This window comes from Hylemonella sp. GW821-FHT12C09, assembly GCF_058807395.1.
On record NZ_JBXAQQ010000001.1, the window covers coordinates 155470 to 173124 of the forward strand.

Sequence of the window (17655 nt, forward strand, 5' to 3'; positions counted from 1 at the left end):
TTGCGATGGCAGCATGGCAAAAGACTGATTTACCCTAGGGGCCGCTTTCCCCATCATCTCGGTTCGAGAAGGAGACACCATGACCACCACCCCACCCGCACTCACGCCGGCCGCCCTGCAGGGCGTGCGCGTCATCGAGATGGGCCAGCTGATCGCCGGACCGTTTGCAGGCAAGACCCTGGGCGAGTTCGGTGCCGATGTGATCAAGATCGAAGCCCCGGGCGCGGGCGACCCGCTGCGCAACTGGCGCATGATCAAGAGCGGCACCTCGGTCTGGTGGCAGGTGCAGTCGCGCAACAAGCGCTCCATTGCGCTGGACCTGCGTGACCCGCAGGGACAGGACCTCGCGCGCCAGCTGATCGCCGAGGCCGACGTGCTGATCGAGAACTTCCGCCCCGGCACGCTGGAGGGCTGGGGCATGGGCTGGGACGACCTGAAGAAGATCAACCCCGGCCTGGTGATGCTGCGCATCAGCGGCTACGGCCAGACCGGCCCCTATCGCGACATGCCGGGCTTCGGCGTGATCGGCGAGGCCATGGGCGGCCTGCGCCACCTCACCGCCGAGCCGGGCCGCGTGCCGGTGCGTGTGGGCGTGTCCATCGGCGACACGCTGGCCGCGCTGCACGGCACCATCGGCGTGCTCATGGCCCTGTACCACCGCAAGGTCAACGGCGGCGCCGGCCAGGTGATCGACGTGGCCCTGCACGAAGCCGTTTTCAACGTGATGGAAAGCCTGATCCCCGAGTACAGCGCCTTCGGCGCGGTGCGCGAAGCCGCAGGCAGCGCGCTGCCAGGCATCGCACCTTCCAACGCCTACCCCTGCCGCGACGGCTACGTGCTGGTGGCCGGCAACGGCGACAGCATCTTCAAGCGCCTGATGGACAGCATCGGACGCCCCGACCTGGGCAAGGCCCCGGACCTGGCCGACAACGCGGGGCGCGTCAAGCGCGTGGCCGAGATCGACGCGGCCATCGGCGCCTGGACGCAGACGCGCAGCATCGTCGAGGTGCTGGATACGCTGGGCGCGGCGCGCGTGCCGGCCGGCCGCGTCTACACCGCCAAGGACATCCATGAAGACCCGCACTACCGCGCGCGCGACATGATCCTCATGCAGCACACGCGCGACGGCGACGACATCGCCGTGCCGGGCATCGTGCCCAAGCTTTCGGGCACACCCGGCACCGTCCGCAGCAGTGCGCCCCACCTGGGCGACGACACCGACAGCGTGTTGCAGCAGATGGGCCTGTCCCCGGACAACATCCGCGCCCTGCGCCAGAAAGGCATCGTCGCATGAACACTCTGAATTCCGTCTGGCAGGGCAAGGGCCGGCGCATCCACCTGCAGGAAGTCGGCACGCGCGACGGCCTGCAGGCCGAGTGCACCTTCGTGCCCACCGAAGACAAGATCGCCCTGGTCAACGCGCTCTCGGCCACCGGCCTGTCCAAGATCGAGGTCACCTCCTTCACCTCGCCCGCGGCCATCCCCGCGCTGCGCGACGCCGAGGTCGTGCTGCGCGAGATCGAGCGCCGCCCTGGTGTGGTCTACAGCGCGCTGGTGCCCAATCTGCGCGGCGCCGAACGCGCCATCGAGGCGCGCGCCGATGAGTTCAACCTGGTGATGTCGGCCAGCGAAACCCACAACCTGGCCAACCTGCGCATGACACGCGAGCAGTCCTTCGCCGCCCTGGCGCAGGTGGTCCAGCTGGCGCGGGCGCAGCAGGTGTCCGTGAACATCTCGCTGTCCTGCGCCTTCGGTTGCCCGATGGAAGGCGATGTGTCGGAGTCCACGGTACTGGCCTGGGCCCAGCGCTTCGTCGACCTGGGTGTGCACGGCCTCACGCTGTGCGACACCACGGGCATGGCCTACCCGGGCCAGGTCGCGCTGCTCACGCAGGCGGCGCGCCAGCGCTGGCCGGACACCGAACTCACCCTGCACTTTCACAACACGCGCGGCATGGGCCTGGCCAATGTGCTGGCCGGCATCGACGCCGGGGCCGACCGCTTCGACGCCTCGCTCGGTGGCATCGGCGGCTGCCCCTATGCGCCGGGCGCCACCGGCAATGTCTGCACCGAGGAAGTGGTGCATGCGCTGGAGCTCATGGACTACGACACCGGCGTGGACCTGGAAGGCCTGATCGCCGCCTCGCGCCGCCTGCGGGGCCTGATCGGCCACGACACCCCCAGCCAGATCACCAAGGCCGGCCGCCGCCTGGACCTGCACCCGGTGCCGGCCGATTTCGAAACCCTCCGCAGCCGCGCCCTGGCGCGCGCTACCGTTCCCTCCCCCTGACAACCCACAACACCAGGAGACTTTCGATGATGAACCCGCGTAACCGCCTGCGCCTCGCGCTCGCCACCCTGGCCGCTGCCGCGGCCTTCAGCGCCCTGGCCCAGGGCAGCTACCCGAACCGCCCGATCACCCTGGTGGTCCCCACCGCCACCGGCGGCACCACGGACTTTGCCGGCCGCATACTGGCGCAGCCCCTGGGGACCGCGCTGGGGCAGTCGGTGATCGTGGACAACAAGGGTGGCGCCAACGGCTCCATCGGCGCCATGATCGTCAAGCGCGCCGACGCCGACGGCCACACGCTGCTGATGCAGTACTCGGGTTACCACGTCATCACACCCGCGGTGAGCAAGACCCCGCTGCCGTGGGATGCCGGCGACTTCCAGCCCGTGGCCAATGTGCTGTCGGCGCCGCAGGTCGTGGTGGTGCGCGCCAGCCTGCCGGTGAAGACACTGGCCGAGCTGGTCGCCTACGCCAAGGCCAACCCGGGCAAGCTCAACTACGCTTCTTCGGGCAACGGCTCGCTGCAGCACGTCACGGGCGCCATGCTGGAGCAGCAGGCTGGCATCCAGATGGTCCACGTCCCCTACAAGGGCACCGGCCCCGCGCTGCAAGACCTGCTGGGTGGCCAGGTGGACCTGACCTTCGGCACCCCCCCGCCCTTCGTGCCCCACATCCAGAGCGGCAAGCTGCGCGCGCTGGCCGTGACCGGCAAGACGCGCCTGCCCAGCCTGCCTGAGGTGCCCACCACGGCCGAAGCCGGCCTGCCCAAGCTGGACGCCACCTCCTGGTTCGCCGTCTTCGCACCCGCCAAGACGCCCAAGCCCGTGGTGGACAAGCTCACGACCGAGATCGCGAAGATCATGGCCACGCCGGCCTTCAGGCAGAAGGCGCTGGACCTGGGCGCCGAGGCCGACTACATGAACCCGCAGCAACTGGGCCAGTTCACCCAGGCCGAACTGGCGCGCTGGGCGCAGGTGGTGAAAGCCTCGAAGATCGAGGCCGACTGAAACCTTGCCCGCGTCCGGCAACCAGGGGGCCCCGGTTTTCTGACCGGCCCCCTTTTTCCTTTTGTTACCTGCCGGCGCCACACCCGCGTGGACCGGCAGCCTGCGCGGCCCGCAGAATTCGCTACCATGGCCCTATGCCCCGGGACCGCCGCACCCGGGCCCTTCAAGGGAACAGACCATGGACATGAACAGACGCATGCTGCTGGGCGCTGCCGGCGCCCTGACCCTGTCGGCCTGCAGCACGCAGCAGGTGGTGAACCTCGCCACGGCCAGGAGCCCGGAAGCGGCCCTGCGCAACATGGCCCAGAGCCGCGTCAACGCCTACACCTACAACCCCCAGCTTGCGCTGGCCGACCTGCGCCGTATCAAGAACGAGTACGACAAGCTCATGGGCAACCTGCAGAAGGAAAGCGGCGAGAAGTGGGGCCAGCGCGAATCAGGCACGCTGCCCAGCCGCACGCGCTACGTGAAGTACACGGAGAACTACAAGAACCGGGTCGTGGTGGACTATGACGCCGGCACCATCCTGATCGAACACCTGGATGAGGAAGGGGTCAAGGACAAGCTGCGCCGCGCCACCGTGGTGGCCCTGCTCACGCCGGGTGACCCCGGCGCCGTGGACCTGTTCTCGGACAAGGAGATCACGCTCAGCGGCCAGCCTTATCTGCAGGACCTGGTGGTGGACCAGAACAACACTGTCATCAAGACCCGTGAGGAGGTGGAGCGTTACGCGAGCTACCTGGTCGAGAACCGCCTGCAGCAGCGCAGCATCGACGTGAACGGCGCGCCGAAGACCGTGTTCTACGTGCAGATGACCATGGTCAACGCCGCCATCGACAAGCGCGCGCTGCAGTACGCCAGCCTGGTGCGCCAGAACTCGGACAAGACCCGGGTCAGCCGCAGCCTGATCTACGCCATCATCCGGATCGAGAGCGCCTTCAACCCCTACGCGGTGTCCAGCGCTCCGGCCTACGGCCTGATGCAGCTCGTGCCCACCAGCGGCGGGCGCGAAGCCTATCGCAAATCCCGTGGCGAGGACGTGATCCCGACCAAGGAATTCCTGTTCACCCCTGAGAACAACATCGAGTTCGGCACGGCCTATCTGGGCGTGCTGCTTTTTGATAGCCCGCTGCGCGAGATCCGCGACCCGGTGTCGCGTGAATACTGCGCCATCGCCGCCTACAACACCGGGCCCAGCAATGTGTACCGGGCGTTCAGCGGCAAGAACGGGCGGGCCCGCCAGGACGAGGCGCTGGACGCCGTCAACGCGATGCGCCCCGACGAGGTCTACAACGCCCTGCGCAGCAAGCTGCCCTATGACGAGACCCGTGGTTACATCGCCAACGCGGTGCAGGCCAAGAAACGTTACGCCATGATGTAAGCCCCGGGGCGGAGGCCGCACGGGCCTTCACAGCGCTGTCATCTGCGCTTCCTAGCATGCGACTTGCGTGTTCAACCAACCCAAGTCCATCATGCGCACTCCTCTGCTGCTGTCACTCCTGGTCCTTGCCGTGGCATCGACCGCCCAGGCCCAGTCCGCCTTCCCCGTCACGCTGGCCGGTCACGCGGCCCTGCCGGCAACTACCTTCATCGCCGCGCCCAAGGACGCACCGGCCAGCCTGCAGACCTCGGGCAAGTACACCACGCCCAACGGACGCCGCGAAGACCGCCTGGGCGTGATGGCCGGCAGCTCCTACCTCTCGGCCAAGGACGCGCCCAAGCCGACCGGCATCAGCCTGCCCTTCACCGGCCAGCCCGTGCAGGGTTTCTCGGGCATCAAGGCCATGAAAGACGGCAGCTACTGGGTGCTGACCGATAACGGCTTCGGCAGCAAGGCCAACTCGGCCGACGCCATGCTGATGTTCCACCACGTCAAACCCGACTGGAAGAGCGGCAGCGTCAAACGCCTGCAGACCGTGTTCCTGCACGACCCGCAGAAGAAGGTGCCCTTCCTCATCGTCAACGAGGGCACGAGCAAGCGCTACCTGACCGGCGCCGATTTCGACATCGAATCCATGCAGTTCATCGGCGATCACGTCTGGTTCGGCGACGAGCTCGGCCCCTACCTGATCAAGACCGACCGCCAGGGCCAGGTCCTGGCCGTGTACGACACCCTGGTCGACGGCAAGCTGGCCCGCTCGCCCGACCACTTCAGCGTGAGCACGCCCGCCACGCCCGGCGCTTTCAGCACCCCGGTGCGCCGCTCGCGCGGTTATGAAGGCATGGCCGCATCGAAAGACGGCCAGTTCCTCTACCCCCTGCTCGAAGGCCCGCTGTGGAACGAGGCCGACAAGCAATGGGAAAACAAGGACGGCCGCGAAGTCCTGCGCGTGCTGGAGTTCAACGTGGCCAAGGGTGAGTGGACCGGCCGCTCCTGGAAGTACGCGCTGGAGCTCAAGGGCAACAACATCGGCGACTTCAACATGATCGATGCCGACACCGGCCTCATCATCGAGCGCGACAACGGCGAGGGCCTGGAACGCACGGCCTGCAACGGCCCGGCCCGCCCGGACTGCCAGAACATCCCCGCGAAGTTCAAGCGCGTCTACAAGGTCAGCCTGAAGGAGGTGGACGCCGACGGTATCATGCGCAAGATCGGCTACATCGACCTGATGGACATCCAGGACCCGAAAGGCCTGGCCAGGGTGGGCGGCGAGAACGGCCGTTTCACCTTCCCCTTCGTGACCATCGAGGACGTGGACGTGGTGGACGCCGAGCACATCGTCGTCGCCAACGACAACAACCTGCCCTACTCCTCCGGTCGCCAGCTGGGCCGCAACGATGACAACGAGTTCATCCTGCTGCACGTGCCCGAGCTGTTGAACGCACGCTGAGCATCACGCCGCTCCAGGAACACAACGGGGGCCGCGGCCCCCGTTGTTTCATTCGATGCGCAGCTTCTGCCCGCCCTTGCCCTGCTTCTTGGGCAGCGTGAGCGTGAGCACGCCGTTGTCGTATCTGGCCTTGGCCTGGCCCGGGTCCACATCCTGCGGCAGCTGGATGCCGCGCGAAACCGAGCCGAAGTAGCGCTCGCTGCGCAGCAGCTTGTCGTCCTGGGTCTGGCTGTCTTCCTGCTTCACGTCGGCGCGCACCATGACCATGCCGCCTTCGATGGTCACGTGGATGTCCTCCTTGCGCACGCCGGGGATCTCGGCCGAGACGGTGTAGGCCTCGCCGTTTTCCTTCACGTCCATCCTGATCTGGCCCGGGTTGGGCAGCGGGTCGCCGTGCAGGGGCTTGACGTAGAAACCTGGCGCGACGTCGCGGAAGAAGTCGTCGAACAGGCTGCCGCGCGAGATGAGAGAGTTCATGTGATCCTCCTGGGGTTGAAGGCCGGCGGTCCCCATGACCGGCGACGGCCATGCAAAAAATATAGGTCCCCCTCCCGCCCATCTCAAGGCCCTTGCGCAGCGCCGTTGACGCAGATCAAACACGGTCGGCCCGCCAACTACCCTCCAGGGCATCCTGATTTACCCTAGGAATGGGTCTTCAAACGTTCCCAATTGATGCCCCCACCCGTATCATGATCGCGATCAACCAACCCCAAGAGGAACCAGGAATGACCCCCACCGTGATCCTGTCGATCAATATTGCCGCCATCGCCGTCATGCTGTTCTGCCTGGCCAGCGTCTATCGCCTGCGCGCCAATATCCCGGGCGGAGTGGTCGGCAAGCAGTGGGGTTACCTGACCTCGCTGGTCACCCTGTTCACCCTGGGTTATTTCGTCACCCCCTTCTTCACCAGCCTGCCGGCCGAAGTCATCAGCCTGATGGTGGCGCTGATCTTCTTCTTCGGCGCGGTCTACGTGCTGATCACGGTGCGGCTGATCTACCGCATCATCGAGGAAATGACACGCTGAGGAGCCACCGCGCCATGGACACCTCACTGATCCTGGTCAAGACCAGCAAGGGCGTGGAGGAGATCCGCAGCCGTTCCTTCGGCCTGCCACAGACACTGCGTGCCCTGCTCATCATGGCCGACGGCTCGATCAGCCTCTCCAGCCTGCTGAGCCGAACGGCGCAGTTGCCCAAGGTGCAGGAGCACATCGAATGGCTGGTCAGCGAAGGTTTCGTGGAGTCGGTGGCGCCCGCGGGCCACCCGGCCTCGCGCCTGTCGGCGCGCGATGCGCTGATCGCGCTGAGCCGCGAACTGCTGGGCGCCGATGCGCCCAAGGTCATCGAACGCCTGCAGGCGGCGCCTGACAGCCCGGCCGAGCTGCAGGCCGCCCTGGAGCGCTGCCACAAGCTCATCCGCCTGACCATCGACGAGAAGAAGGCCGGCCAGTTCCTGCAGGCCGGCCAGGCCCTGCTGATCGAATTCCGCTGAGCCGCAGGGCCCACCGGGGCCTTCAGGCCGCCTGTGCGGCGGACAGGCGCGGGTAGTCGGTGTAGCCCGCCGGGCCTTCGGTGTAGAAGGTGGCCGGGTTGGCCTTGTTCAGCGGCGCGCCGGCCTGCAGGCGCTCAGGCAGATCGGGGTTGGCCAGGAACGGCACCCCAAAAGCCACGGCATCGAGCTGGCCGTTGGCCACGGCCTGTGCGGCCTCTTCGCCGCTGTAGCCCATGTTGCCGATCAGCACGCCCTGGTAGGCCGCACGCACCGGCGTCATGAGGTCGCCCTTCTGCAGGCCCTTGAAATCGCCGCGCATCAGGTGCAGGTAGGCCAGCTTGAAACGGTTGAGCTCGCCGGCCAGCCAGGTCGTCAGGCCCACGGGGTCGCTGTCGATCATGCTGTTGAAGCTGTTGAGCGGCGACAGGCGCAGGCCCACGCGATCGCTGCCCCAGACGCTGCTGGCCGCCTCGATCACTTCGAACATCAGGCGCGCACGGTTCTCGCGCGGGCCGCCGTAGGGGCCGCTGCGCTGGTTGGAGCCGTCACGCAGGAATTCGTCCAGCAGGTAGCCGTTGGCACCGTGCACTTCCACGCCGTCGAAACCGGCGGTCTTGGCGTTCTCGGCGGCCTTGCGGAAACCGGCGACGATGCCGGGCAGTTCGTCGTCGCGCAGCGCGCGCGGTACGGCATAGGCCACCTTGCCCTTGGGCGTGTGGACCATGTCGCTGGTGATGGCGATGGCGCTGGGCGCCACCGGCTGGGCGTCGCCATTGAGGTCCGGGTGGCAGGCGCGCCCGCCGTGCCAGATCTGCAGGAAGATGCGGCCGCCAGCCTTGTGCACGGCGTCCGTGACCAGTCGCCAGCCCTCGACCTGGGCCTGCGAATGGATGCCGGGTTCCTTCCAGAAAGCGGAGTTGCCCGCCATGGCCATGGTGGCCTCGGCAATCAGCAGGCCGGCGCTGGCGCGCTGGGCATAGTGCTCGGCCATCATGGCGTTGGGCAGGTGCGCCTCGCCGGCGCGCGCGCGCGTGAGCGGCGCCATGAAGACACGGTTGGGCACGCGGAGTGCTCCGAGCTGGAGCGGATCGAAAAGTGTGGTCATACGGGGGAATGGAAAGAGACGGAAACGGAGGCAGATCATGCCCCAGCCGAGCGTCGCATGCAGTAACGCGCGCGACCAACCGGATCAGGCGTGCGGGTACTGCGGCGAACCGGCCCTCGTCGTTGATCTGTCGCGGGCGCCGGCCTCCCAAGCCAGCATGGCCGCCTTGCGCTCACCGCCCCAGCGGTACTGCCCGCTGTCGCCGCTCTCGCGGATCACCCGGTGGCAGGGGATGAGGTACCCGATATGGTTCGCGGCCAGCGCGCTGCCCACCGCACGCTGCGCTCGGGGCGTGCCGGCCAGGCCAGCCAGCTGCGTGTAAGAGACGCGCCGGCCCGGCGGCAGGCGCAGCAGCGCCTCCCACACCTTGATCTGGAAGTTGGTGCCGCGCAGCAGCAGGTGCAGGCGGCCCGGCTGCGGCGTGCCGGGGAACACCTGGTCCATCAGGCGCTGGGCCTCGCGGTCGTCGCAGACCAGCTGCGCCGCCGGCCAGGCCGCGAGCAACTCCTGGTGGCGCAGCGCCGCATCACCGTCGAGAAAGGCCAGGTAGCACAGGCCGCGTTCCGTCCAGCCCGCCAGCGCGGTGCCAAACGGCGTGTCGGCCTGGCCCCAGCCCAGCGTCACGCCGGCGCCGCCGCTTTTGATCTCCCCGGGTGTCATGGCCTCGCAGCTGATCATCAGGTCGTGCAGCCGGCTGCTGCCCGACAGGCCGCTGGCCTGTGCGACGCTCAGCACGTCCTGCGCCTCGCGCAGCGCCTGCAGCGCGTAGGCCTTGGTCAGGTATTGCAGGAAGCGCTTGGGCGAGATGCCGGCCCAGGCGGCGAAGACGCGCTGCAGGTGATGCTCGCTGAGGTGCACGGCCTGCGCCAGCTCGGCCAGCGTGGGCTGCTGCAAGGCGTTCTCACGCAGGTAGCGGATGGCTTGCGCCACCACGGCGTACTGGCGTTGCGGCGGGACCGGCAGCTCATCCATGCGGCACCGCCTTGCGCGCCCACAGCGTGCGCGGATCGAAGCCCGTCACCAGCGCCGTGCCCGTGAGCACCACCAACGCGCCAGCCAGCGTCTGCCAGCCCACGGCTTCGCCCAGGAAGAGGTGGCCCCAGAGGATGCCGAAGACCGGGATCAGGAAGGTCACCGTGAGCGCCGAGGCTGCGCCCAGCGCCGCAACCAAGCGGAAGTACATCAGGTAGGCCAGGCCTGTGCACAGCAGGCCCAGGCCCAGCACCGCGCCCCAGACCAGCACCGGCGTGGCCGTCTCAGGCATCGGTGCATGGCCCGCGAAAGGCAGCACCGGCCACAGCAGCAGCGTGGCCGCCCACATGCTGCCGTGGGCGTTGGCGTAGGGCAGGAGCGCGTTGCGGGTCGATCTGGCGTAGTGGCTGGCGATGGCGTAACAGCAGGGCGCCAGCAGCACGCCGGCCAGCACCCAGCCCGAGCCGGGTTTGAGCATGGCCGGATCCAGCCCCATGAGCAGGGCCACCCCCGCCACACCCAGGGCCAGGCCCGCCGCGACACGACCCCGCAGCGGCTCGCGGCTCCAGGCCCAGGCGATCACCGCGCCCCAGATCGGCGCCGTGGCGTTGACCACCGAGAGCAGCGACGCCGTGAGCGTCTGCGCCGCCCAGGCGAAGAGCACAAAGGGCAGCGCGCTGTTGAACAGGCCCAGCACCAGGTAGTGGCGCCAGTGCGTACGCCAAGCCAGGCTGTGGCGGAACCAGCGCCCCGCCAGCGCCAGCAGCAGGGCCCCCAGCAACACCCGCCACTCGATCAGCCAGACCGGCCCCAGCGCGGGGACGGCGATGCGCATGAACAGGAAAGAAGCTCCCCAGATGGCCGCAAGGATGATCAGCTGGAGCAGGTTGGCGGGGGTCATGGTCTTGGGGGCTGCACGATAGGGGCCTATTTTCGGCCGCGATACCCGGCGGCGGCCACCCGATTCTTGCGCAATTGGCGGGTGAATCCGGGAATTTTTCGGCCGGCCTGCCTTGCCGGCAGCCGGACAAGCCGTTACGCTGTCAACTGAGATCAACAAGGACGACCCGCATGAGTTCCCAGCCCGCCTCCCGCACCGCCGATACCCGCAACACTGCCGGCAACAGCAGCAAGTTCGAGCTGCTGCTCTTCCAGCTGGGCACCGCCGCCGGCTCCGAGCAACGCGAACTGTTCGGCATCAATGTGTTCAAGGTGCGCGAAATCATGGTCATGCCCCAGCTCACCAAGATGGTCAATGCGCCGGCCCATGTGCTGGGCGTGGCCAACATCCGCGGCCAGATCATCACCGTGATCGACCTGCCCGCCATCACGGGCCGCACGCCGGCCCAGGGCGACGGCATCCTGCTGGTCACCGAATTCGCCCGCACCACCCAGGGCTTCTTCGTGGAGAACGTGACCGAGATCGTGCAGGTGGACTGGAAGCATGTGCTCTCCGCCGAGGGCCGTGGTGGCGAACTGGTCACCAGCATCGCCCGCCTGGACGGCGACGCAGAGAACAGCCGGCTGGCGCAGGTGCTCGATGTGGAACGCATCCTGCACGACGTGATGCCAGACACGGCCGATTTCGGAAAGCCCACGGGCCCCAAGATCCAGCTCCCGCCGGGCAGCGTGGTGCTGGCGGCCGACGATTCGGCCATGGCGCGCGGCATCCTGGAGAAAGGCCTGAACTCGCTGGGGGTCTCCTTCATCATGACGCACAGCGGCAAGGAGGCGTGGGAACGCCTGCAAAGCCTGGCCGTGCAGGCCAAGAGCGAAGGCAAGTCCGTCAAGGACAAGGTCGCGCTGCTGCTCACCGACCTGGAAATGCCCGAGATGGACGGCTTCACCCTGACCCGCAATGTCAAGGCCGACGTGCAGTTCAGCGGCATCCCGGTGGTGGTCCACTCCTCGCTCACGGGCACGGCCAACGAGGCCCAGGTGCAAAGCGCCGGCGCCGACGCCTACATCGCCAAGTTCCACATCGACGATCTCGCTTCCACGCTGCGCGAAGTGCTGGCCCGGCGCTGAGCGGTCCTGGCCAGCCGGGCGCTGGCCATGCCCTTGCCCGCACGCGGCGCCACGCGCCGCGTTAAGCTTGCCGGCATCCCTACCCACCGCCGCTCCATCCATGTCCAGCGACCGCGCACGCGCCCCCACCCCCCGCTCCCTCAGCGGCCTGCTGCCCTTTTTGCGGCCCTACCGCGCGCGCATCGCCCTGGCCCTGGTGTTCCTCGTGCTGGCCGCCGCGGCCACGCTGGCCTTTCCGCTGGCGCTGCGCGAGCTGATCGACGGCGGCCTGCAGCCGCAGGACCGCGGCGTGCAGATGCTGGCGCTGCGCCAGCACTTTGCCCTGCTGTTCGGCGTGGCCGCGGCCATGGGCGTGTTCTCGGCGGTGCGCTTCTACCTCATGAGCTGGCTGGGTGAACGCGTCACAGCCGACGTGCGCGACGCCGTCTACCACCACGTGCTGCAGCAGAGCCCCGAGTTCTTCGAGACCACGCAGACCGGCGAGGTGCTCTCGCGCCTGACCACGGACACCACCCTGGTGCAGACCGTGGTGGGTTCCTCCTTCTCCATGGGCCTGCGCAGCGCCGTGATGGGCCTGGGCGCGCTGGGCATGCTGGTGTGGACCAACCCGCTGATCATGGCGCAGGTGCTGCTGGTGCTCATCGGCGTGGTGCTGCCCAGCATCTGGTTCGGCCGCCGGGTGCGCCGCCTCTCGCGTGCCAGCCAGGACCGCGTGGCCGACTCCAGCGCCATCGCCGCCGAGGTGCTCAACGCCGTGCCCGTGGTGCAGAGCTATGGCGCCGAGGCGCGCGAAGCCGCGCGTTTCGACGCCGCCACCGAGAACGCCTTTGGCACCGCCAAGCGCCGCGTGCGCGCGCGGGCCATGCTCATGGCCTTCATCATCACGGCCACCTCGGGCGCCCTGCTCTGGGGCCTGTACCAGGGCACGCAGGCCGTGCTGGCCGGCGAGATCAGCGCCGGCCACCTGGGGCAGACCGTGGTCTACGTCATCATGCTGGCGAGCTCCTTTGCCGTGCTGGGCGAGGTCTACGGCGAGCTGCTGCGCGCCGCCGGTGCCACCGAACGCCTCATGGAGCTGCTGGCCAGCCAGTCGCCCATCACCTCGCCGGCGCAGCCGCAGGCCGCCCCCTCCCCGGCCGCCGGTACCGCCATCGCCTTTGAAGCCCTCACCTTCCACTACCCCTCCCGCCCCAGCCAGCCCGCGCTGAGCGACTTCACGCTCAAGGTCGCCCCGGGCGAGACCGTGGCCCTGGTCGGCCCCAGCGGCGCGGGCAAGACCACGGTGTTCCAGCTGCTGCTGCGCTTCTACGATCCGAGCGCCGGCACGCTCAAGCTCAACGGCGTGCCCCTGCCGCAGCAAAGCCTGCAGGCCCTGCGCGCGCAGATCGCCATCGTGCCGCAGGAGCCGGTGATCTTCTCCAGCAGCGCGCTGGAGAACATCCGCTACGGCCGCCCCGGGGCCAGCGACGACGAGGTGTTTGCCGCCGCCCGCGCCGCCTTTGCCGACGACTTCATCCGAAAACTGCCCGAGGGCTACGCCACCTTCCTCGGTGAACGCGGTGTGCGCCTCTCCGGCGGGCAGCGCCAGCGCATCGCCATCGCCCGCGCCATGCTCAAGAACCCGCCGCTGCTGCTGCTGGACGAGGCCACCAGCGCGCTGGACGCCGAGAGCGAACGCATGGTGCAGGCCGCCCTGGAAACCGCCATGCGCGGGCGCACGACGCTGGTCATCGCCCACCGCCTGGCCACCGTGCAACAGGCCGACCGCATCGTGGTCATCGACCAGGGGCGGCTGGTGGAACAGGGCACGCATGAGAGCCTGGTGGCGGCGAACGGGCTGTATGCGCGGCTGGCGGCGTTGCAGTTCAAGTCTTAGGGTTTGCCATTACCTCTTCAGAGGATGGGGAAACTAGAGGGGCCTCCTAGAATCACCGAGATTCACTCGAAAGGCTTCTCATGAAATTCTTGATCGCCATACTGACCACAATTTTGACCGCGTGCTCTGTAACGATACCGAATCAAAAATTTAATGATCCTAACGCGGTATCAGCGGCAGTGTCCGTGAAGAATGACCCCTACAAGAAATTAAGAGTTTACGAGGGGCCAGACGTTTCAACCGACAGGCTCGACAAATTGCTTATCAGAGCATGGGGCAGTGACGAAAGCAAAATCGTGATCTACCAAATCTACGTCATAGACTACTACAACGGAGACTGGCGTTTCTACGACTCCGCCTTCGATATCAAAGGAAATCGGCTTTCAACCACGTTGATTTCTCGCGACGTGCCTTCATGCAGATACGCGAACTGCTCTCATGAAGAGCATGTTGGTTTAAATGTGAGCAGAGCGTACCTTGAAGAGTTCGTAGACACGGGTTTGAATTTCAAACTAAGCGGAAAAGGAGGAGATGCGCTGTTTTTTATTCCTGGTTCTTATATCAAAGGATTTCTCGCTGTCGTCGAGTGAGGTCACGTATATGGCATCAGATATCGACGCCTATAAAGATTCCGTCAGCGATGCCGCAATATGGCTGCTGCAAGCAGAGCAGCTATATCTTGCAGCGGAATTACTGTCCTCGAATATCGCATTAGCGCCCCCACCCCACTCGGAAGATCAAATAGCCCGCTCTGTTGGCGCAATGAAAGGCAGCTTGCTGCTGTTAGCTTTCGCAGTCGAAAATGCACTGAAATCCGTTAGAGCCCGGAAAGGGCTTATCGAATTCGACGAGATAGGTATTTTGAAATCTAGCCTCGGGCAAGGCTCATCAGTTCACGACCTATGTAAGCAGGCAACCGATCTAGGCATTAATTTGAATGCGGATGAGCACGAGCTGTTAAAGCGACTTTCTCAGATTGCTCAGTGGGCTGGCAAATATCAACATCCACTTAAATTTGAACAATTTAAGCAAGCTCGAGAGCCTGATGCGGACCCTAGAAAAATCACCTTGTCTGATGACCTTAGTCGCGTGCGAATTTTTATCGAGAAGCTGAAGCAGTCAACAAGCTAGCACTGAAATCAGTTTCGATCTGACTACCTCTCTTTACTTGCCTTACTGCAGCGGCCCCTTGAGCCCCTCAGGCAGCGGCAGGGGCATCACGGTGATGCCCTCCTCCATCAGCGCCTCAGTCTCCTCACGTGAAGCCTGGCCGCGGATGCCGCGCTCCTCGGTTTCGCCGTAGTGGATCTTGCGCGCCTCTTCGGCAAAGCGTACGCCCACGTCTTCCGTTTCGGCGATGATGCGACGCGCGACTTGCAGCCAGGCCGCCTGCAGGGCCTGGGCCGGGTCGCCGGCAGCCACGGCCTGTTTCTCCTGGCTCGCCGCGGCCTGCGGTGCGGCGGGCGCGCCGAAGTTCAGGCGCGGGGCGCTGGGCAGCTTGTGCACGGTCTTGTCGGCGCACAGGGGGCATACCATAAGGCCGCGTTCGACCTGGCGGGTGTAGTCCTCTTCGGAGGCGAACCAGCCCTCGAAGCTGTGGTGTGCGCTGCACTGGAGGTTGAAGACCTTCATGGACTGAATCTTGACAGCCAGCGGCTCAGGCTGCCGGGCGCCAGTCCAAAACCCATGCACCCGAGAGGACGTTCTGCAGCCAGAGCATGCCGGTCAGGGTCTTGGCGTCGGTGACCTGGCCCTCACGGCACCACTGCAGCAGCTCGGCGGGGGTGGCGCTGAACACGTCGAGGAACTCGCCCTCGTCCAGCTGGCGCGCGCCCTGGGTCAGGCCGCGCGCGAACCAGACCTCGATGAACTCGGTGGAGTAGGAGATGACGGGGTGCAGCACGCCGGCACGCGCCCATTCGGTGGCGCGGTAGCCGGTCTCCTCCTGCAGCTCACGCTGCGCGCAGGCCAGGATGTCTTCGCCCGGGTCGAGCTTGCCGGCGGGGAATTCGATCATCACCTGCTTGACGGGGTAACGGTACTGGCGCTCCAGCACCACGCGCATGCTGCCATCGGCCTGCGGCAGCAGCGGGATGATCATGACGGCACCGGGGTGCTTGACGTACTCGCGCACGGCGCTGCTGCCGTCGGGCAGGCGCACCCTGTCGCGGAAGGCGTGCAGGAAACGGCCCTTGAGCAGCTCCTCGCTGCTCTGCTGGGTTTCGATCAGGTGCTCGTCATCCATGATCGCAGCACTATCTCAACGGTGGCGCTTGTAGAGGTAGCGGTAGACGAAGCCGGGGAAGGCCAGGGTCAGGAAGAGCGTGCCCGTGATGGCGTAGAACTCCCAGCCCTGCGGGGCGATACGGCCGGCGCGCTGCTCCAGCAGCAGGGCCAGGCCGCCCACGATGAAATAGAACACGACCAGCTCCAGCAGGCGCAGGCCCAGGTTCTTGGGGAACTTCAGCGGCACGACGGCCAGCAGGCGGCCGTTGACGAAAGGCAGGTTGGCGCCGACGACGGCGGCCAGCACCACGAACCAGACGGCGGCGGAAGACGAGGTCATGTGCCGAGCATCTGCACCACGGCCTGTGCGCACAGTGCCATCAGGCCGCCGGGCACGATGCCCAGCACCAGCACCAGCAGGCCGTTGACGGAGAGCACGGCACGCACGTCCAGCGGGGCCGAAACCGTGGTGGCGGTGATGGGCTCGTCAAAGTACATGACCTTGACGACACGCAGGTAGTAGAAGGCCCCGATCAGCGACATGATGACGGCGAACACGGCCAGCACGATGTGCAGGGTCTGGCCCGAGGCGATCAGCGCCTGCAGCACGGAGAGCTTGGCGTAGAAGCCGACCATGGGCGGGATGCCGGCCAGCGAGAACAGGCAGATGGCCATGATGGCGGCGTACAGCGGGCTGCGCTGGTTCAGGCCGGCGAAGTCGGCGATCTCTTCGCTCTCGAAGCCTTCACGTGCCAGCAGCAGGATGACGCCGAAGGAAGCCAGCGTGGTCAGCACATAGGTGATGACGTAGAACATGGCCGAGCTGTAGGCATTGGCCGCGGAGTAGATGTTGCCGTTGATCACGCCCGACATCAGGCCCAGCAGCACGAAGCCCATCTGCGAGATGGTCGAGTAGGCCAGCATGCGCTTGAGGTTGGTCTGCATGATGGCGGCCAGGTTGCCGATCAGCAGCGAGGCGACAGCCAGCAGGCCGAGCATCTGCTGCCAGTCGAACCACAGGGGCAGCATGCCCTCGACCAGCAGGCGCATGACAATGGCAAAGGCGGCCAGCTTGGGCGCGCCGCCGATCATCAGCGTGACGGCGGTGGGCGCGCCCTGGTAGACGTCGGGGATCCACATGTGGAAAGGCACCACGCCGAGCTTGAAGGCCAGGCCGGCCACCACGAAGACCAGGCCGAAGGTCAGCACACTCGGGTTGATCAGGCCGGAATTGACGGCGCGGAAGACCTGGTTGACGTCCAGCGAACCGGTGGCGCCGTACATCATGGACATGCCATAGAGCAGGAAACCCGAGGCCAGCGCGCCCAGCACGAAGTACTTCATGGCCGCCTCGGTCGAGACGGCGTGGTCACGGCGCAGGGCCACCAGCGCGTAGCTGGAGAGCGTGAGCAGTTCCAGGCCCAGGTAGATCAGCAGGAAGTTGTTGCCCGAGATCATGATGAACATGCCCAGCAGCGCAAACAGGCTCAGGCTGAACAGCTCACCGCCGCGCAGCATGTCACGATCGGCCGCGTAGGGACGCGCATAGACCAGGGTCACCATGACGGCGATGGTGGCGAAGAACTTGAGCCAGTTGCCCATGGCGTCGCTGACGACCATATTGCCCAGGCCGTAGATCGTGCCGCCGGCGCTGGCGTACAGGGCCTGCAGCAGGGCCACGCCGGCCAGCGTCAGCAGGGTGATCACATAGGTGGTGGTGCGCAAGCGGCTCTTGACGGTCAGGTCCAGCAGCGTGATGGCGCAGGCCATGACGAGCAGGATGACTTCGGGGAATACCGCGATCCAGCTGATGGTGTCTGTCATCT

The 17655-nt window shown here is 66.4% G+C and carries 19 protein-coding genes; 11 read left to right on the top strand and 8 right to left on the bottom strand.

Annotation, left to right across the window (positions count from 1 at the left end; genetic code table 11):
* Positions 1–79: 79 nt before the first annotated feature.
* The 5 genes from AC1RRP_RS00795 to AC1RRP_RS00815 all read left to right on the top strand — a co-directional run bounded on the left by AC1RRP_RS00795 (position 80) and on the right by AC1RRP_RS00815 (position 6130).
* Positions 80–1294 carry a CaiB/BaiF CoA transferase family protein gene (locus AC1RRP_RS00795; protein ID WP_493032296.1) on the top strand — a complete coding sequence of 405 codons (1215 nt, stop codon included), beginning with the start codon at positions 80–82 and terminating at the stop codon, positions 1292–1294.
* Positions 1291–2289 carry a hydroxymethylglutaryl-CoA lyase gene (locus tag AC1RRP_RS00800; RefSeq protein ID WP_493032298.1) on the top strand — a complete coding sequence of 333 codons (999 nt, stop codon included), beginning with the start codon at positions 1291–1293 and terminating at the stop codon, positions 2287–2289. Before AC1RRP_RS00795 ends, AC1RRP_RS00800 begins: the two co-directional genes overlap by 4 nt.
* Positions 2290–2318: 29 nt before the next feature.
* Positions 2319–3296 (top strand): Bug family tripartite tricarboxylate transporter substrate binding protein, encoded by a 978-nt coding sequence (locus AC1RRP_RS00805; protein WP_493033412.1) that lies wholly within the window; start codon positions 2319–2321, stop codon positions 3294–3296.
* A 178-nt stretch (positions 3297–3474) separates the two neighbouring features.
* A complete protein-coding gene (locus AC1RRP_RS00810; protein ID WP_493032300.1) occupies positions 3475–4677 on the top strand; it encodes a murein transglycosylase domain-containing protein in 1203 nt (400 codons plus the stop codon).
* 91 nt (positions 4678–4768) lie between these two features.
* Complete coding sequence (locus AC1RRP_RS00815) at positions 4769–6130, top strand: esterase-like activity of phytase family protein (protein ID WP_493033414.1); 1362 nt, start codon at positions 4769–4771, stop codon at positions 6128–6130.
* A gap of 48 nt (positions 6131–6178) precedes the next feature.
* Here AC1RRP_RS00815 and AC1RRP_RS00820 read toward each other — a convergent pair whose 3' ends face one another.
* Positions 6179–6607, bottom strand: coding sequence for an Hsp20/alpha crystallin family protein (locus tag AC1RRP_RS00820; RefSeq protein ID WP_493032303.1), 429 nt, complete (start codon positions 6605–6607; stop codon positions 6179–6181).
* A gap of 248 nt (positions 6608–6855) precedes the next feature.
* On the opposite strand from AC1RRP_RS00820, the gene AC1RRP_RS00825 reads away from it, so the two are divergent.
* Both AC1RRP_RS00825 and AC1RRP_RS00830 read left to right on the top strand, forming a co-directional pair.
* Complete coding sequence (locus tag AC1RRP_RS00825) at positions 6856–7155, top strand: hypothetical protein (RefSeq protein ID WP_493032305.1); 300 nt, start codon at positions 6856–6858, stop codon at positions 7153–7155.
* A gap of 14 nt (positions 7156–7169) precedes the next feature.
* On the top strand, positions 7170–7622 hold the full coding sequence (locus AC1RRP_RS00830; RefSeq protein WP_493032307.1) for a hypothetical protein: 453 nt from the start codon (positions 7170–7172) through the stop codon (positions 7620–7622).
* Between the two features lie 22 nt (positions 7623–7644).
* Here AC1RRP_RS00830 and AC1RRP_RS00835 read toward each other — a convergent pair whose 3' ends face one another.
* From AC1RRP_RS00835 to AC1RRP_RS00845, 3 genes are all read right to left on the bottom strand, one after another.
* A complete protein-coding gene (locus tag AC1RRP_RS00835) occupies positions 7645–8727 on the bottom strand; it encodes an alkene reductase (protein ID WP_493032309.1) in 1083 nt (360 codons plus the stop codon).
* 84 nt (positions 8728–8811) lie between these two features.
* A complete protein-coding gene (locus AC1RRP_RS00840; RefSeq protein ID WP_493032311.1) occupies positions 8812–9699 on the bottom strand; it encodes a methylated-DNA--[protein]-cysteine S-methyltransferase in 888 nt (295 codons plus the stop codon).
* Positions 9692–10600 (bottom strand): DMT family transporter, encoded by a 909-nt coding sequence (locus tag AC1RRP_RS00845; RefSeq protein ID WP_493032313.1) that lies wholly within the window; start codon positions 10598–10600, stop codon positions 9692–9694. The genes AC1RRP_RS00840 and AC1RRP_RS00845 overlap by 8 nt, the downstream gene beginning before the upstream one ends.
* Before the next feature lie 170 nt (positions 10601–10770).
* On the opposite strand from AC1RRP_RS00845, the gene AC1RRP_RS00850 reads away from it, so the two are divergent.
* The 4 genes from AC1RRP_RS00850 to AC1RRP_RS00865 all read left to right on the top strand — a co-directional run bounded on the left by AC1RRP_RS00850 (position 10771) and on the right by AC1RRP_RS00865 (position 14734).
* On the top strand, positions 10771–11727 hold the full coding sequence (locus AC1RRP_RS00850; protein ID WP_493032315.1) for a chemotaxis protein: 957 nt from the start codon (positions 10771–10773) through the stop codon (positions 11725–11727).
* A gap of 100 nt (positions 11728–11827) precedes the next feature.
* Entirely contained in the window at positions 11828–13603 is a 1776-nt protein-coding gene (locus AC1RRP_RS00855; RefSeq protein ID WP_493032317.1) for an ABC transporter transmembrane domain-containing protein, read from the top strand.
* Between the two features lie 80 nt (positions 13604–13683).
* Positions 13684–14193 carry a hypothetical protein gene (locus tag AC1RRP_RS00860; RefSeq protein ID WP_493032319.1) on the top strand — a complete coding sequence of 170 codons (510 nt, stop codon included), beginning with the start codon at positions 13684–13686 and terminating at the stop codon, positions 14191–14193.
* 10 nt (positions 14194–14203) lie between these two features.
* The gene (locus AC1RRP_RS00865) at positions 14204–14734 is read left to right on the top strand and encodes a hypothetical protein (RefSeq protein WP_493032321.1); all 531 of its coding nucleotides are present in this window, start codon (positions 14204–14206) and stop codon (positions 14732–14734) included.
* Positions 14735–14776: 42 nt separating this feature from the next.
* Here the strand turns inward: AC1RRP_RS00865 and AC1RRP_RS00870 are convergent, their stop codons facing one another.
* The 4 genes from AC1RRP_RS00870 to nuoN are packed head-to-tail and all read right to left on the bottom strand — an operon-like array spanning position 14777 to position 17653.
* Complete coding sequence (locus AC1RRP_RS00870) at positions 14777–15235, bottom strand: DUF1178 family protein (RefSeq protein ID WP_493032323.1); 459 nt, start codon at positions 15233–15235, stop codon at positions 14777–14779.
* 25 nt (positions 15236–15260) lie between these two features.
* The gene (locus AC1RRP_RS00875; protein ID WP_493032325.1) at positions 15261–15848 is read right to left on the bottom strand and encodes an NUDIX domain-containing protein; all 588 of its coding nucleotides are present in this window, start codon (positions 15846–15848) and stop codon (positions 15261–15263) included.
* 15 nt (positions 15849–15863) lie between these two features.
* Positions 15864–16169, bottom strand: coding sequence for a DUF2818 family protein (locus AC1RRP_RS00880; RefSeq protein ID WP_493032327.1), 306 nt, complete (start codon positions 16167–16169; stop codon positions 15864–15866).
* Positions 16166–17653, bottom strand: coding sequence for an NADH-quinone oxidoreductase subunit NuoN (gene nuoN, locus AC1RRP_RS00885; protein ID WP_493032329.1), 1488 nt, complete (start codon positions 17651–17653; stop codon positions 16166–16168). Before nuoN ends, AC1RRP_RS00880 begins: the two co-directional genes overlap by 4 nt.
* Positions 17654–17655: the final 2 nt, after the last annotated feature.